The following is a 14461-nucleotide window of genomic DNA, read 5'->3' on the forward strand; positions in this document are numbered from 1 at the left end:
ATGTGTACACATTAAACTGGTTTTGAATATTTTAAAAGCCACTGAAGAATATCCTCCGAATGAATGTAATTGAATAAAAATTTCATAGTTATTGTTTTTTAAGCATGATTGGGCCGGGTTATAAAATTTTGCAAATTTAACATTTTTTAACACACCTGTCCGAATATGACATTGATTTAATACAAAAATATTGCTCTGAAGCGACAGAACCTGTCGCATTAAAAATAAAAAGGGCCAACTCAAAAGAATTGACCCTTCCAAAAAACATTAACTGTTTATTGATAGAATTATGATGTTTTATTTCCAGCCGCCACCTAAACTTTTATAGATGTCGACTACAGTGCTGAGCTGTTTCTGTTTGGCCTCAATAAGCTCCATTTTAGCATCCAGTGCATCTCTCTGGTTCAACAGAACCTCAAGATAGTCTGCCCTGGAATTCCGGAACAACTGATTGGCAATATCAATAGACTGATCCAGGGCTTTTGTTTCCTGAGACTTCAGCTGATAATACTGGTCTATATTTTTAACCTTCGACATCAGATTGGCAACATCCAGATAAGCATTCAGAATGGTTTTGTCATATTCATACAATGCCTGGATCTGTTTTGCATCTGCTGTCTGGAAATTGGCTTTTATCGCACTTTTGTTGATCAGCGGTCCTGCCAGTTCACCAGCCAGATTGTAAGCAATTGATTCCGGCATTTTAACAAGGTATGAAGGCTTGAATGCCTCCAGACCTAATGTAGCCGAAATTTCCAGGGAAGGATAAAATTCTTTTCTCGCTGCTTCCACATCCAGCTTTGAGGCCTTTAATTCCAGCTCTGCCTGCTTGATATCCGGACGGTTGGCCAACAGCTGTGACGGAATCCCGGTATATACCGTTTGAGGAATGGTAGACATAAAGTTTTCCTTCGTTCTCACGATCGGTTGTGGATATCTTCCCAGCAAAGCATTGATTTCATTTTCCTTCTCCGTGATCTGCTGGCGGATGGTATATTCTGCAGCCTTGGATTTTGCCAGCTCTGCCTCGAATTTCTTCACCGCCAGTTCTGTTGCGGCAGCAGCTTCTTTCTGAATTTTGGAAATTTCCAATGCCCTTTGCTGAAGCTTGATATACTGCTGTATAATATCCAACTGGTTATCAAGTGCCAGCAATTCATAATAGTTATCCGCAACTTCTTCAATAAGATTAGACAGGACAAAGTTTTTACCTTCTACTGTAGAAAGGTAATGCGCTACAGCAGATTCTTTTTCGGTTCTGAGTTTTTTCCAGATGTCAATCTCCCAGCTCGCATTTAAGCCTGCTTCAAAATTCCCAAGCGGATCCGGCATTTCCTTGCCCGGCTCTATTTCTGTGGTAGCATCTCCGGCTCCTTCGCTGGTATAGCGGCCGGACTTTTTCAGTCCTGCTCCTACTCCCGCAGAAACGGTTGGGCTCAATCTTCCTTTTTTAGCTAAAACACCACTTTTAGCGATCTCAATCTCCTGAAGAGTGATCAGCAGCTCCTGATTATTTTTTAAAGCTGTTTCAATCAGGGTTACAAGGTTAGGATCCGTAAAGAACTGCCTCCAGGGAGTTGTTCCGCTATTGTTACCGGCATCCTGCTGCTCTTCCTGATTAAAGTTCTGAGGAATATTTTCTTTTACCTCATCTTTTATGACAGTCGCCATCGGCGCCTTACAGCTCGCGAGTACAAGCGATAAGGCAATGGCTGTGATTATATTTTTAGTCTTCGAATTTTCCATCATGTTCATAAGGTTCAGTTTGTTCTGTTAAAGGATTTTCTTCTTCATATCTCGCCAGCCTCGATTTATCAGCAATTGTTCCGAAGATATAATACAATCCAGGGATAATCATCAGTCCGAAAATGGTTCCGATTAACATACCTCCTGCCGCTGCAGTACCAATCGTTCTGTTACCAACGGCTCCCGGCCCTGTTGCAACTACCAGCGGAATCAATCCGGCAATGAAGGCAAATGAAGTCATTAAGATCGGACGGAAACGGATGGCAGCTCCTTCAATAGCGGCTTTTGCCACAGGAATTCCTTCTTCGGCTTTCTTCTGTACAGCAAATTCGACAATCAACACCGCGTTTTTACCCAGAAGCCCGATCAGCATAACCATTGCCACCTGTGCGTAAATGTTATTTTCCAGTCCTAAAAGCTTTAAACATAGGAAGGCTCCGAAAATACCTGTAGGCAGTGATAAAATAACCGGTAACGGAAGAATAAAGCTTTCATACTGTGCAGAAAGGATCAGATAAACAAATCCTAAACACACAAGGAAGATAAATACCGCTTCATTTCCACGGCTTACTTCATCTTTGGAAATACCGGCCCAGTCGATACCAAAGCCTCTCGGAAGTGTTTTATCTGCAACTTCCTGGATCGCCTGGATCGCCTGCCCGCTACTGTATCCAGGGGCAGGAGTTCCGCTCACCTCTGCTGAGTTATACATATTATGTCTGGTAATCTCCGATAATCCGTATACTTTTTCAAGCCTCATAAAGTCTGAGTACGGCACCATCTGGTCTTTATCATTTTTAACATACAGCTTCAGCAGGTCAGTCGGCAGGGCACGGTATTGAGGACCGGCCTGAACGATTACCTTATACGGTCTGTCAAAACGGATGAAACTCGTTTCATAGTTGGAACCGATCAATGTAGAGAGGTTATCCATCGCTTTTTCAATGGTTACTCCTTTTTGCTCCGCAAGATCATTGTCTATCCTAAGCATATACTGCGGGAAACTTGCAGAATAGAACGTAAATGCTGATCCAAGTTCCGGACGCTTTTTAAGTTCTTTCACAAAGTCGTTACTCACCTGCTCCATTTTGTGATAGTCTCCGCTTCCTGCTTTATCCAGCAAACGAAGCTCAAAACCTCCTGCAGCCCCATATCCCGGAACGGAAGGCGGCTGGAAGAATTCAATATTGGCTCCCGGAATATTTTTGGCCTTTTCTTCAAGCTTTTCAATGATTTCGGCAGCAGATTCTTTACGCTCCTCCCAGCTTTTAAGGTTGATCAGACAGGTTCCTGAGTTGGATCCGGTACCTTCCGTCAAAATTTCATATCCTGCAAGAGAAGAAACAGACTGTACCCCGTCAATGTCCTCAGATTCCCTCAAAAGCTCTCTGGCAATCTGATTGGTTCTTTCTAACGTAGATCCCGGAGGCGTCTGAATAATGGCATAGATCATCCCCTGGTCTTCAGCCGGAATAAACCCGGAAGGTAAAGAGTTGCTCAGGAAGAACGTACATGCACAGAATGCTAATAACAGCGGTAATGTTATTGTTTTTTTCGTTACTGTTTTGTTCAACAGCTTTTCATATCTCCCTGCTCCTTTTGTAAACAGGTTATTGAATTTATCAAGGAAAAGAGTAACCGGAGTTTTCTTCTTAGCTTTTCCATGATTATTTCTTAAGATCAAAGCACATAAAGCCGGTGTTAAAGTAAGTGCCACAACCCCTGATAAAATAATGGACGAAGCCATTGTAATGGAGAACTGACGATAAAATACCCCAACAGGACCGGACATAAATGCAATCGGAATAAATACGGATGCCATTACCAATGTGATGGCGATAATTGCTCCACTGATTTCATGCATTGCTTCTTCTGTTGCCTTTAACGGAGAAAGATGCTTTTCTTCCATCTTCGCGTGAACGGCCTCAATCACCACGATTGCGTCATCTACCACAACCCCGATTGCCATTACCAAAGCAAAGAGGGAGATCATATTCAGCGTAATTCCGAAGGCGGACATTACTGCAAATGTTCCTACCAATGAAACCGGAACTGCCAGCGCAGGGATCAATGTTGAACGCCAGTCGCCCAGAAACAGGAATACTACAATAGCAACCAGGACAAAGGCTTCAAACAAGGTATGAATAACCTTTTCCATAGAGGCATCCAGGAATCTTGAAACGTCATAACTGATGTCATAATGCATTCCTTTCGGGAAGTTATTCTTTTCAAGATCCTTCATCAGGGCTTTCACATTCTTGATTACATCACTTGCATTGGAGCCATAGGACTGTTTCACGGTGATCGCTGCAGAAGGTTTCCCGTTCAATGTTGAATAAATATCATACATGGAACTTCCGAATTCTATATCAGCAACATCTTTCAATCTTACCGATTCTCCGTTAGGTTTTGCCTTTAAAATGATGTTTCCGTAATCTTTTTCATTGTTGAAACGGCCCGGATATTTCAATACATATTCGAAAGACTGTGAGCGTTTTCCTGAACTTTCCCCTGTTTTACCGGGAGATGCCTCCAAACTCTGCTCATTCAGCGACTCCATTACTTCATCAGCTGAAATGTTGTATGCCGTTAACCTGTCCGGCTTAAGCCAGATACGCATGGCATATTCACGGGTTCCCAGGATATCGGCAAAACCGACACCGCTTACCCTTCTCAATTCAGACATTACGTTGATATCTGCGTAGTTGAAGAGGAATTTCTGGTCAGCTTTGGGATCATCACTGTACAGGTTAATGTACATCAACATGTTAGGCTCTTCACGCGTGATCTTTACCCCTTCACGTACTACAAGAGGCGGCAGTTTATTGACTACCGAGGATACACGGTTCTGAACGTTTACTGCCGCTACATTGGGATCGGTTCCCAGATCAAATACAATCTGGATAGAAGCTTCCCCGTCATTTCCGGCATCTGAGGTCATATATTTCATACCGGGAACCCCGTTTAACCCTCTTTCCAAAGGGATAACAACGGATTTAATCAACAATTCGTTGTTTGCTCCGGGATATTCTGCGGTAATATTTACTTTGGGTGGAGAAATGGATGGAAACTGTGTCACCGGAAGTTTTACCAATGACAATATCCCCATAAATACAATAATCAATGAGATTACTATGGACAGAACTGGTCTGCGAATGAATTTTTTAAACATACTGCTTCATTTTAGAGACCACTACTCTGCTTTTAATTTCAATGACTGAAGGACTTTCTTAGGATCCTGGAATTTTGTTTTCACTTTTTGATCATCCTTTACTTTCTGAACTCCTTCCAGAAGGATCTGATCTCCTTTTGAGATTCCTGAGCCTACCACATACAGATCCGGAAGCTCATAAGCTACTTTGATATTTCTGGATTTTGCCACTCCGTTTTTATCAACAACAAATACATATTTCTGGTCCTGAATTTCATAAGTTGCCTTCTGTGGAATGATCAGCGCATTGTGAACAGGCATTGACATCTGTATTTTACCTGTTTCCCCGTTTCTTAGAAGTTTGTCAGGATTAGGAAATTTGGCACGGAACGCAATATTTCCTGTTTCGTTATCAAATTCTCCTTCAATAGTCTGGATTTCTCCTTTCTGTGTATAGGTTTCTCCGTTTGCAGTGATCAGAGATACCTGATTGCTGCCTCTGTCTGCTGCATGGGTCTGATAGCTTAAATATTCCGGTTCGGAAACATTGAAATAAGTGTAAATGCTTGTGTTATCTGATAAGGAAGTCAGCAGATCACCCTCATCCACAAGGCTTCCCAATTTCAATGGAATTCTGTTGATAATCCCTGAGAACGGTGCTCTGATATCGGTAAAGGAAAGGTGGATCTGAGCCAGCTTCATTTCTGCATTGGCAGCATCCAGCTTGGCTTTTGCCATTGCTCTTTCATTTTTGGAAACGATGTTGTTTCCTGCCAGTGTGCTTGCGTTTTTCAGCTCAATGGAAGCCTGTTCTACTTCCGCTTTTGCTTTTAATAATTCTGCCTGATATAATTTAGGCATGATGCGGAACAATGTCTGTCCGGCCTGCACGTATTGACCTTCATCTACAAAGATTTTTTCCAGGAAACCTTTTTCCTGCGCTCTTACTTCAATGTTTTTTACAGATTGAATCTGGGCTACGTATTCTTTGTTGATTACAGTATCCATTACTACAGGGGATGTCACCGGATATACGGTAACTTCTTCTTTTTCTTCTTTTTCTTATTGCAGCCAACCGCCAGCAGAAGGGCACTCAGCGCAATTCCCGAAGCAACTCTTTTTATCATAATTCTAGAGTTTATATAAATCGTTAATGTTTTGAATAGAAATAAACGGTAATAAAAGGGGTACGGTGTGCTGATTACCGACTTATACACAACGTAAAGTGTTTCCACCCATAACCAGGCAGAAAAAAACAGATCTTTGAATTTTAAATTCTAATGGAACGGATCAGAATAAATCTTTTGGTGGCAAAGCCAGGAACAAAGCCATGAATATCGGGTCTAAACCGTTTGTAGCTTTTTAATCCAAAAATATAGACCAGACTGAAAACCCCGGCAAAAACAACAATAGCCTGCCATACGTCAGACAGCTGGAAATCATTTTCGGTAAGTTCTAAAGTGGAATTGTCTACATTGTCTGCCATCTGCTGAACAGAAAGTTTTTCAAAAGTCTGGTTCAGGCGGTTGGCTCTTTTAGGCATATGATGAGAAACATGACCGTTATAGTCATTTCGGAGAGTTTTAACGTTGAGTCTGCTTTCCACTACAAAGAGCAGAAAAAGACCGGTTAAAAAGTATACTATAAAGTTTCTCATTTTGAAGTTGCAAATGTACACCCAGTTTATGCTATTATCATAGCAGATTAACAAAATTTAACTCTCCTTTAAATTAGCTGAATTTAAAAGTTTGCAAAAAATGAAACATTTCTTTTATTCAGGCATAATCCGGGCAATTCTGAATATCACCTGGGTACCTTTGGATTGTCAAATAGTAAGCCACATTTTTGATTTTAAGGAAATTTTAATTGTAAAGTTGTTGCTTTTTTGAACATTCAGAAAGGCTGTTAAGTGCTATTTCGAAAAATATTTTCTTGAAATTGAAATCAAAAATATTAAACCTAAACTTTATCATAATTTCAGATTATTAACATTAACTTATTGTTCTTCTCTTCTTTTTGAATTATTTTTGCCGAAAATTTACACAACAAATGAAAAATGAAGAAAAACTACTTTATCCTGCTTGGAACAAGTCCTTTGAAAATCCTGAACTAACAATACCTTCCTTACTATTCAACAATAATTATCTACTTTCTGTTTCGTGAATAAAGTTTCAAAAAACAGTGAGTTAAATGATTACAAATTTAAATTTCCTGTTACTTTATGTAAAATTAACATATATTTATTAAAAATATTTGTAAATTTATATAGTATTAATATCATAATTCATGAAACACTTTAAAATCACTTATCACTATGAAAAAATTATTAACTCCAATCCTTCTGGGATTGACCATTCTTTCCCTAACAGCGTGTAAACATCCCGGAAAAGAAGCTGAAACCATTACTGCTGCTGCTCCTGAAAATACAGATGACATTACAAAAAATGTGTATGTTGACAGCTATGGAGAAAAAATAGAAGTTACGATCAACAACACTAAAAATACTGCAACAATACATTTAAACGGCAAAACTTTTGACCTTAAGAAAAGTGATGCATTACCCGAATATACGGCCTCCAATGAGGAGTATCAATACTCTGATATTAAAGGCAATATAACTTTCCTGAAAAAGAATGTAGATATGGTCCTGTTCCATCTTAAACAGTCAAAAAAAGAGTCTGGTCCGGCAAAAATGGCATCGTATTAGCATAGGGAATAGCATTCATATTAAAAAAAATAAGCATTATGAAAAGTTTATATTATTATTTATCGGCACTTGTTATCGCTACATTTTTAGTTGTTTCCTGCACAACACAAAATGCACAAAAACCAACTACTGATATTACAGGGAAAACCTGGAAGCTTACTGAGCTGAACGGGAAGCCGATTGAACTGAAGAATCCTAAAAAACAATCCTTATTTCAAACTTGAAATGGATGGAATGAGATATGAAGGACATGCCGGATGCAACGGTTTGGGAGGAACATTTGAAATCAAGCCTGAAGTGATGAGAATTAAATTCAACCAGGGAATGTCTACGATGATGGCCTGTGAAGACCTGGATATCGAAAACCAGTTTACCAAAGCAATTCTTGCTGCAGATAATTATTCTGTAAATGGAAACACTCTTACCTTAAACAAAGCAAGAATGGCTCCTTTAGCTAAGTTTGTTCTTCAGTAATTGTATAGTATTACATAAAATATAAAGACGCCTAAATACATCAGGCGTCTTTTTATTTATTTACTTTTCTTGTTGTACAGGATATAACAGACCAAAAGGCTTACATTCACCAAAACAGCAAATGAATTTGATAAAATAATGGGAAGCTCTTCTTTCTTAAAACCGTACCATACCCATAGCGAAAGTCCTGAAATAAGGACTAAAAGCATGAGCAAAGAGATATCTTCCACGTTCTTTTCTCTGATCACTTTTACAAGCTGTGGAATCATTGATACTGAAGTAAGAATTCCCGCTACTATACCTAATACGTTTTCATTCATAATTATAAATATTGTATATCCATACTAAGATACATTATTGAAATCTGTTCAGCGATACTTCTTCATGCAACGGAATACCTTCTTCAATAAAACGGAATAAATCCCTGGAAAAATAACAGCCATTCAGGATACCACGGGCACCCAGTCCGTTAAAAACATACAGATTGCTGAATGTCCGGTGCCTGCCGATAATCGGCCTTCTGTCTTTTACGGTGGGACGGAATCCAAAATGCACTTCTTCCACTTCAAAATCATATGGATAAAACTCCGAGAGCCCGCTGACTAACTGTGCAACTGCAGATTCATCAATATGGTGGTGAAGCTGTTCTCTATCATACGTTCCTCCATAAAAATATAGCCCGTTTCCGGTTGGGAACAGGAAGTGTTTCTTTTTAATCGTGATATTTTCCGGAATCGGTTGGGAAAGTTTGACTTTCATGTGGTGGCCTTTGTTCGGATTTACCGTAATTTCAGAAAAGTACGGGTTATCTTTCACTCCCATTCCTTCGCAGAAGATTATATTTTTGAAACTAAAATCTTTACAGACCGATTGGGATGGGTTCAATTTCGCATAATCGAATTTTTCTTTAATTAAATGACCGTTTTTTTCAAAATAAGTGAATAAACCATCGAAAAACCCATTAACATTAAGCCTGGCAGACTGATTCACCTTTCCGGTGAGAAAATCGTTTTTTACTACATTTAAGCGGTCGAAATTTTTATCAAGAAAATCGGACAGCTCCTCATTTTCCGATTTTTTAAGCCAAAGATTCTGTTCGTTCTCATCGTGAAAAATTCTGTGGATAGGAGCATTGATCAGATAATTTTCTCCGGTATAAGATTGTATTTCCTGAAGACTTTTTTTAAGAAAATCTATTTGTTCCTGTGCTTTCCAGAAAGTAGTAAACTTTTTTAAGACTACAGGATTGATAATTCCTGCCGAAACCTGAGAAGCACTTTTTTTCCTTCGGAAAAGATCACAAAGGACTTGTTATTTTGAATCAGCTGATGAGCCAGAAAAAGTCCTGCATATCCGTCTCCTACAATAATATAATCTACATTTTTCATATGAGAAATTTCATTTGTTTAAAGGTCATATGTAATCGCCTGTATCATTGATTATTGATCGGTAGTAAACAAAGGGCGATTTCATAATAAAAAAACCTGAGTAAAAATACTCAGGTTTTCTATAAATATCAAGTGAAATCTAGTAATTCCACATATCATTTTCCATTTCAAGAATCTGTGCTTTGATTCTGTCACTCTCTTCCAGCTGCTCATCAGCATTTTTAGGAATATAGTCCTTAATAGTACCATCTCCTAACCCGCTTGAAGATTTATAGATAATAGAAGAAAATCTTCTTGCATTGATAACATCATCAAAAGATAGATCAGCAGACGAATTTTTTCTGTTGAAAACATAATTGTTTGCTAAAATATCACGGGCACTTGGGTAGTAAATCCAGAATAAATCGATCAGTTCATCAGCACCGGCCAATGGCTGGCCATCAGGACCAATTCTTCCGACAGATGTCGGATCCGGACCCATAGCAGCGATACCAAGCGGTCTGTACTTCATCTGACCATCTCTTTTATCGATAAACCACATACCCATTATTTTAAGAACTTTTACTTTATCAGTAGTTGTTCTGATGATATCTGTAAGTCTTTTCTTCTCGTCTTCTGTAAGTGTTCTTCCAGAGTTAAGGATATCGATGGCTTCTTCGTCAAGTCTTACACTCTCCAATCTTTTCTGAATGGCCTCAGGTGAAAGTCTTGTAACAAAGTTTTCGTCATCATAAACTTCTTTGATGTCACCTTTAAGGGCTCCATCAAGTAATAACTGATATAAAGATCTTGTAGAACTTGAAAGCAAACCATCCGGATTATCATAATAGAACGGCTGGTTGATCTTATCATTCATATCAATGATTTCCCAAACAAACATACTTTTGTAAATATCCTTGTCATCAACGAAACCATATTCAAGAGGCTTTACTTTATTGCTGATAACAGTATCCCCTTGCTTTTCTCATTGATTCAGCTCTCATCTGTCTGAATTCCTCAGGAGAAGCAGCATTCAGAATAGTTTGGGAAAACGCGAATCCCGAAACTAAAACGAAAAGGGTGCTAATATATTTTTTCATAATATGATTTTACAAATTAACCTTATTGAACATTAATAATTACAGGTGAAATTTCCTTAAGCCTTTGGTTTCCAAGCCCTGTAGCTGTCGCCTGAATATCATAGATCTGAACTACATCACCAGGTCTAAGGTTTCTAAGCATACCTTCTGCTCCTGATAATGAGCTACCCTGAATCAGAGTACCTGCTTTTCCTGGAAGCTTAATAATAAAGCTGTTAACAGTGAATGAAACAGGGAAATCAAAGTCTGGTAACGTAGCAGTAACAATCTGGTTAGGTATAGAACCTGCCGGCATAAAGTTTACAGCTTTACCTCTGATCTGACCTTGTGGTCTAGGAATATTCTTAATTCTATATTCAAATACCTGAGAAACTGTTTTACCATATGGATCTGTTCCTGATAATGTTAACTTCACTACATTTCCTGTTGTAGGAGTAACATTCCATTTACCCTGACCTGTACTCTTCACAGTAGCTCCTGCTGCAGATAATGAAAGCTTAGAATTGTCAGCACCTAAGATTGATCCTGAAACAGGGTTCTCAAGTCCTCTATACATTACATTCATTTTATCAGCAGAAAGCAATAAACCTTTTTCAAGTTTTACTTCTCTTGGTCCTGCAATTACATTATAAGTATGTGTCCAAGGGAAAGACTGAGGTTTCCCTGAAGCATCTGTTAATGTAATAGTACCTCCTAATTTATGTTCACCAATTCCAGAACCTGAAATCTGCATGATCCCTTTACCGTTTTCAACTCTGCTTACTCCAGAGATGCTGATCTTATTGCTGTTAGAATAAGTTCCCAACATTACTTTTACTTCAGCCTGTTTTCCTGCCTGAATATCAATCGGACCTGAAACAATAGGCTCATAGCTTGAGAATTTGATATTCGCATCTACTTTTTCCTGAAGTAATAGTGCCAATGCATCAGACTGAACGTTTCTGGCATCATTTTGGATAATTTCCAGATTAGATATTGCAGCAATTAACGGCTGATGATAAAATTTATTCTGGAACCACGTCTTTTCATTGGGAGATGTTCCTTTAGGATACTCCGCAATAAGAGACTTGTTAGCTCTCGCTACTAAATCCTGTAACTGAGAATTGCTTCCAAAAGTAGCATTGATGTAGTTTCTTACGTCATCAATTTTAGCTTTCAGATCTAATGCATTCTTTGAAGGGGTATTTTCATCTCCCTCTTTAAAGAAGTATTCAGTTGTTGCTTCGTTATTGTTTAGTGCAGCAAAGTTTTCACTTACATCGATATCTTTTCCTGTTTGAGGATCTTTGTCATGAAACTCAGATTGTTTCTTCAACAAATCTTTAACATCCTGAGCAGATTTTACCAACACATCAATTTTGGTTTTCAATACTTTGTACTGAGCCCAAGGCTGTGCGTAGGTATCCGGAACCTGCTGAGCTTTGGCTTCCAGCGTTCTTTCAAAGATCTTTTCGTTCTTTCTTTCTGTTAAAGTTCTGGTCTCATTCAATGCTCTGGTAGAGTCATAGTATGATCTGATGATTTCTGCATCAATATTTAGGGCCATCATCGCGATGAACACCAAATACATCAGGTTGATCATCTTCTGACGAGGGGTCTGTTTTCCTTGTGCCATTCTCTTTTCTTTGTTTTTTAATTAAGTAGTTAAATTTAGAAATGGTTAGGAATTAAGACTTCATAGCAGTTAGCATACCACCATAAACTCTATTTAAGTTATTAAGATTAGTTGTTAAACCTTGTAGCTCTTGATTGAATTTCTCAGACTGCTCTGCAGATTTCTGCATATCCGCAACATACTTGTTAGCAAATTCAGATTGTCTCTTACCGCTTTCAAGTTGCATTGCATAAAGAGCATTCATGCTTTCCATATGCTGGGCAGCTTTGTTTAATTGTTCGTTATATTTATGAGTAGAAGCAGATACGTCAACAGTTTGGTTGATCTGATCAACAGAGCTTGAGAATTTATCAATTCCTGTTCTTAATCTTTCAAATAGCTGAACGTCTAATCTTGCGTCTTCAAGCATTTTATCCAATTTGCTGGAAAGAGAGTTTTCCAATTCAGCAAACTGAGCACTTGTATTTTTAGTGGTTACATTAGAGTGTAAAGGGTTTGGGTTGGCATGCTTATCCAATAACTCAGGGTAAACATTTTCCCAGGCATAAGACTCCTCAGTTTTAGGCGGGTCAAATGCGAAAATGATAAAGATAATCGCTTCAGTAATAAGCCCTACTGTAAGAGCCATATTCCCGTTAATTGGTCCCAGTGTAATGTGAGTAATTTTAAGCCAAGCTCCAAGAATTACAATTGCAGCACCGAATGAATAAAAGAAATTCATCCAAGCATCTTTAGTCTTAAACATATTGAGTTAGTTTTTTTAATATTAAATAAAATTGTTATGAAAAATTGTCTGATTAATTTCTGTTAATTCTTCTTGGCTTCACAGCTGCTTCAGGAATATCCTGTACAGTTCTGAACCCGATATAGCTTCTTGCGGAATCTTTTCTTTCCCAATCTCTTGCACCAGTCATTAGCGCATATCCTATATCTTTCCAAGATCCACCTCTTACAGATTTCTTCGTATCTAGTTTATCTTTAGTAGAAGGATTTAATGTAGAAGTAAATCCAGCTGAAGAGTTGTTGTATGAAGATGATGTCCACTCAGAAACGTTTCCAGCCATATCAAATAACCCAAATCCATTTTTCTTAAATTTCTTAACTGGAGCTGTATATGTATAAGTACCTTTTTTCTCGTCTTCCATGTAGTTACCTCTCTTAGGCTTGAAGTTAGCCAGGTAGCAACCTCTGTCATCCATTAAATATGGACCTCCCCAAGGGTAAGTAGCATTTTGCATTCCGCCTTTTGCGGCATATTCCCATTCAGTTTCTGTTGGAAGACGGAACTCTAATGGTCTTTGTTTTTTTCTTTTTAAACTTTCGTTGTAATCTGTTTTCAATTTAGATCTGAAGTTACAATAAGCCCTTGCCTGATCCCAGGTAACCCCAACAACAGGATAGTCTTTGTAAGCCTTGTGCCAGAAATACTGTTCAAACAATGGCTCATTGTAAGCAAAGTGGAAATCTTTCACCCAAACTGTAGTATCAGGATAGATCGCGATACTTTCGCTTTTCAGGTAATTAGCTCCTCTTTCGTTATCAGCAACTGCAGCATCCATATCTCCCCAACGGTAAGTATATTTAAGCTTGCTTACATCTAAAATTCTTTCGTTTCCGATTCTTGAGGAAGTAGGCAGATACATAGATTCTAAAACTTCTGCGTATTCTACATCCGGATATTTTGATGTGCTCCAGTGTAAAGGAATTTTCCAATCTAATCTTTTGCTTGCATCATAGCCTCCGTCTTCCCGGCCCCCTGGCCTTCCATATATTCTTGATAAGGTGTTAAATTTTCTTCTTTAGCAAGGTATGCATAATCTCCTATGCTTGCCCCTTTACGTCCGCCTTCATCACCACCTTCTCCGGCAGCTTCAGCAAGTAAAGTTCTCGCGATAGAGTCTCTTACATAATTGATAAATACTCTGTATTCTGCATTGGTGGTTTCTGCTTCATCCATGAAGAAAGAAGAAACAGTAACTGTCTTCAATGCTGCTTTTTCAGGTGTATTTGTCGGATCCTGGTCTGCTAAACCAGCAACAAACGAACCTGCAGGAATTGCGACCATTCCGTATGGTCTTTCCGCAACAAATGATTTAGTTTTTTCTCTTGGTATCAATTCTCCTTTTGTTCCTGGCTTCCCTACAGAAGAGCTGCCACCACCTGAACAAGATACCGATGCTACCGACGCAGACAATAATAAAAGAAATATCCTTTTCATGTTAATTTTTATAATTAAGCCGTAAATATATAATTTTTTTAAGAAACTTTTAAGATTTTTTTGAAATAACGGAAGAAATCTAA

At 38.6% G+C, this 14461-nt stretch carries 11 protein-coding genes and 3 pseudogenes; 3 read left to right on the top strand and 11 right to left on the bottom strand.

Features of this window, described 5'->3' with window-relative positions; all coding sequences use genetic code 11:
* Positions 1-297: 297 nt before the first annotated feature.
* The 4 genes and pseudogenes from OWR28_RS08155 to OWR28_RS08170 form a co-directional block, all read right to left on the bottom strand.
* The gene (locus OWR28_RS08155) at positions 298-1755 is read right to left on the bottom strand and encodes a TolC family protein (RefSeq protein ID WP_332386205.1); all 1458 of its coding nucleotides are present in this window, start codon (positions 1753-1755) and stop codon (positions 298-300) included.
* Positions 1727-4918: an efflux RND transporter permease subunit gene (locus OWR28_RS08160; protein WP_332386206.1), complete on the bottom strand. Its 3192-nt coding sequence runs from the start codon at positions 4916-4918 to the stop codon at positions 1727-1729. Before OWR28_RS08160 ends, OWR28_RS08155 begins: the two co-directional genes overlap by 29 nt.
* A gap of 21 nt (positions 4919-4939) precedes the next feature.
* Positions 4940-6021, bottom strand: a pseudogene (locus tag OWR28_RS08165) (efflux RND transporter periplasmic adaptor subunit).
* Positions 6022-6167: 146 nt separating this feature from the next.
* The gene (locus OWR28_RS08170) at positions 6168-6554 is read right to left on the bottom strand and encodes a hypothetical protein (RefSeq protein ID WP_332386208.1); all 387 of its coding nucleotides are present in this window, start codon (positions 6552-6554) and stop codon (positions 6168-6170) included.
* A 657-nt stretch (positions 6555-7211) separates the two neighbouring features.
* Between OWR28_RS08170 and OWR28_RS08175 the strand changes: the two genes are divergently transcribed.
* The 3 genes from OWR28_RS08175 to OWR28_RS08185 are packed head-to-tail and all read left to right on the top strand — an operon-like array spanning position 7212 to position 8078.
* On the top strand, positions 7212-7604 hold the full coding sequence (locus OWR28_RS08175; RefSeq protein WP_332386209.1) for a multicopper oxidase domain-containing protein: 393 nt from the start codon (positions 7212-7214) through the stop codon (positions 7602-7604).
* Positions 7605-7642: 38 nt separating this feature from the next.
* Positions 7643-7828: a hypothetical protein gene (locus OWR28_RS08180; protein WP_332386210.1), complete on the top strand. Its 186-nt coding sequence runs from the start codon at positions 7643-7645 to the stop codon at positions 7826-7828.
* Between the two features lies 1 nt (position 7829).
* Positions 7830-8078 (top strand): META domain-containing protein, encoded by a 249-nt coding sequence (locus tag OWR28_RS08185; RefSeq protein ID WP_332386211.1) that lies wholly within the window; start codon positions 7830-7832, stop codon positions 8076-8078.
* Between the two features lie 56 nt (positions 8079-8134).
* On the opposite strand, the gene OWR28_RS08190 is transcribed toward OWR28_RS08185, so the two are convergent.
* The 7 genes and pseudogenes from OWR28_RS08190 to porK form a co-directional block, all read right to left on the bottom strand.
* Positions 8135-8398: a SemiSWEET transporter gene (locus tag OWR28_RS08190; RefSeq protein ID WP_332386212.1), complete on the bottom strand. Its 264-nt coding sequence runs from the start codon at positions 8396-8398 to the stop codon at positions 8135-8137.
* A 34-nt stretch (positions 8399-8432) separates the two neighbouring features.
* Positions 8433-9466 (bottom strand): annotated as a pseudogene (locus tag OWR28_RS08195) (NAD(P)/FAD-dependent oxidoreductase).
* A 139-nt stretch (positions 9467-9605) separates the two neighbouring features.
* The gene (gene porN / locus OWR28_RS08200) at positions 9606-10409 is read right to left on the bottom strand and encodes a type IX secretion system ring subunit PorN/GldN (RefSeq protein WP_332386358.1); all 804 of its coding nucleotides are present in this window, start codon (positions 10407-10409) and stop codon (positions 9606-9608) included.
* Positions 10399-10545: a hypothetical protein gene (locus OWR28_RS08205; RefSeq protein ID WP_332386213.1), complete on the bottom strand. Its 147-nt coding sequence runs from the start codon at positions 10543-10545 to the stop codon at positions 10399-10401. The genes porN and OWR28_RS08205 overlap by 11 nt, the downstream gene beginning before the upstream one ends.
* A 22-nt stretch (positions 10546-10567) precedes the next feature.
* On the bottom strand, positions 10568-12160 hold the full coding sequence (gene porM, locus OWR28_RS08210; protein ID WP_332386214.1) for a type IX secretion system motor protein PorM/GldM: 1593 nt from the start codon (positions 12158-12160) through the stop codon (positions 10568-10570).
* A gap of 52 nt (positions 12161-12212) precedes the next feature.
* Complete coding sequence (gene porL / locus OWR28_RS08215; protein WP_002984713.1) at positions 12213-12905, bottom strand: type IX secretion system motor protein PorL/GldL; 693 nt, start codon at positions 12903-12905, stop codon at positions 12213-12215.
* 52 nt (positions 12906-12957) lie between these two features.
* Positions 12958-14378, bottom strand: a pseudogene (gene porK / locus OWR28_RS08220) (T9SS ring complex lipoprotein PorK/GldK).
* Positions 14379-14461: the final 83 nt, after the last annotated feature.

This window comes from Chryseobacterium sp. 1B4, from assembly GCF_036631475.1.
Taxonomy (GTDB): Bacteria; Bacteroidota; Bacteroidia; order Flavobacteriales; family Weeksellaceae; genus Chryseobacterium.

Coding starts and splice junctions, on each gene's coding strand:
- OWR28_RS08155 (WP_332386205.1), bottom strand. CDS start 1,755: ATGAACATGATGGAAAATTCGAAGACTAAAAATATAATCACAGCCATT.
- OWR28_RS08160 (WP_332386206.1), bottom strand. CDS start 4,918: ATGTTTAAAAAATTCATTCGCAGACCAGTTCTGTCCATAGTAATCTCA.
- OWR28_RS08170 (WP_332386208.1), bottom strand. CDS start 6,554: ATGAGAAACTTTATAGTATACTTTTTAACCGGTCTTTTTCTGCTCTTT.
- OWR28_RS08175 (WP_332386209.1), top strand. CDS start 7,212: ATGAAAAAATTATTAACTCCAATCCTTCTGGGATTGACCATTCTTTCC.
- OWR28_RS08180 (WP_332386210.1), top strand. CDS start 7,643: ATGAAAAGTTTATATTATTATTTATCGGCACTTGTTATCGCTACATTT.
- OWR28_RS08185 (WP_332386211.1), top strand. CDS start 7,830: ATGGATGGAATGAGATATGAAGGACATGCCGGATGCAACGGTTTGGGA.
- OWR28_RS08190 (WP_332386212.1), bottom strand. CDS start 8,398: ATGAATGAAAACGTATTAGGTATAGTAGCGGGAATTCTTACTTCAGTA.
- OWR28_RS08205 (WP_332386213.1), bottom strand. CDS start 10,545: ATGAAAAAATATATTAGCACCCTTTTCGTTTTAGTTTCGGGATTCGCG.
- porM (WP_332386214.1), bottom strand. CDS start 12,160: ATGGCACAAGGAAAACAGACCCCTCGTCAGAAGATGATCAACCTGATG.
- porL (WP_002984713.1), bottom strand. CDS start 12,905: ATGTTTAAGACTAAAGATGCTTGGATGAATTTCTTTTATTCATTCGGT.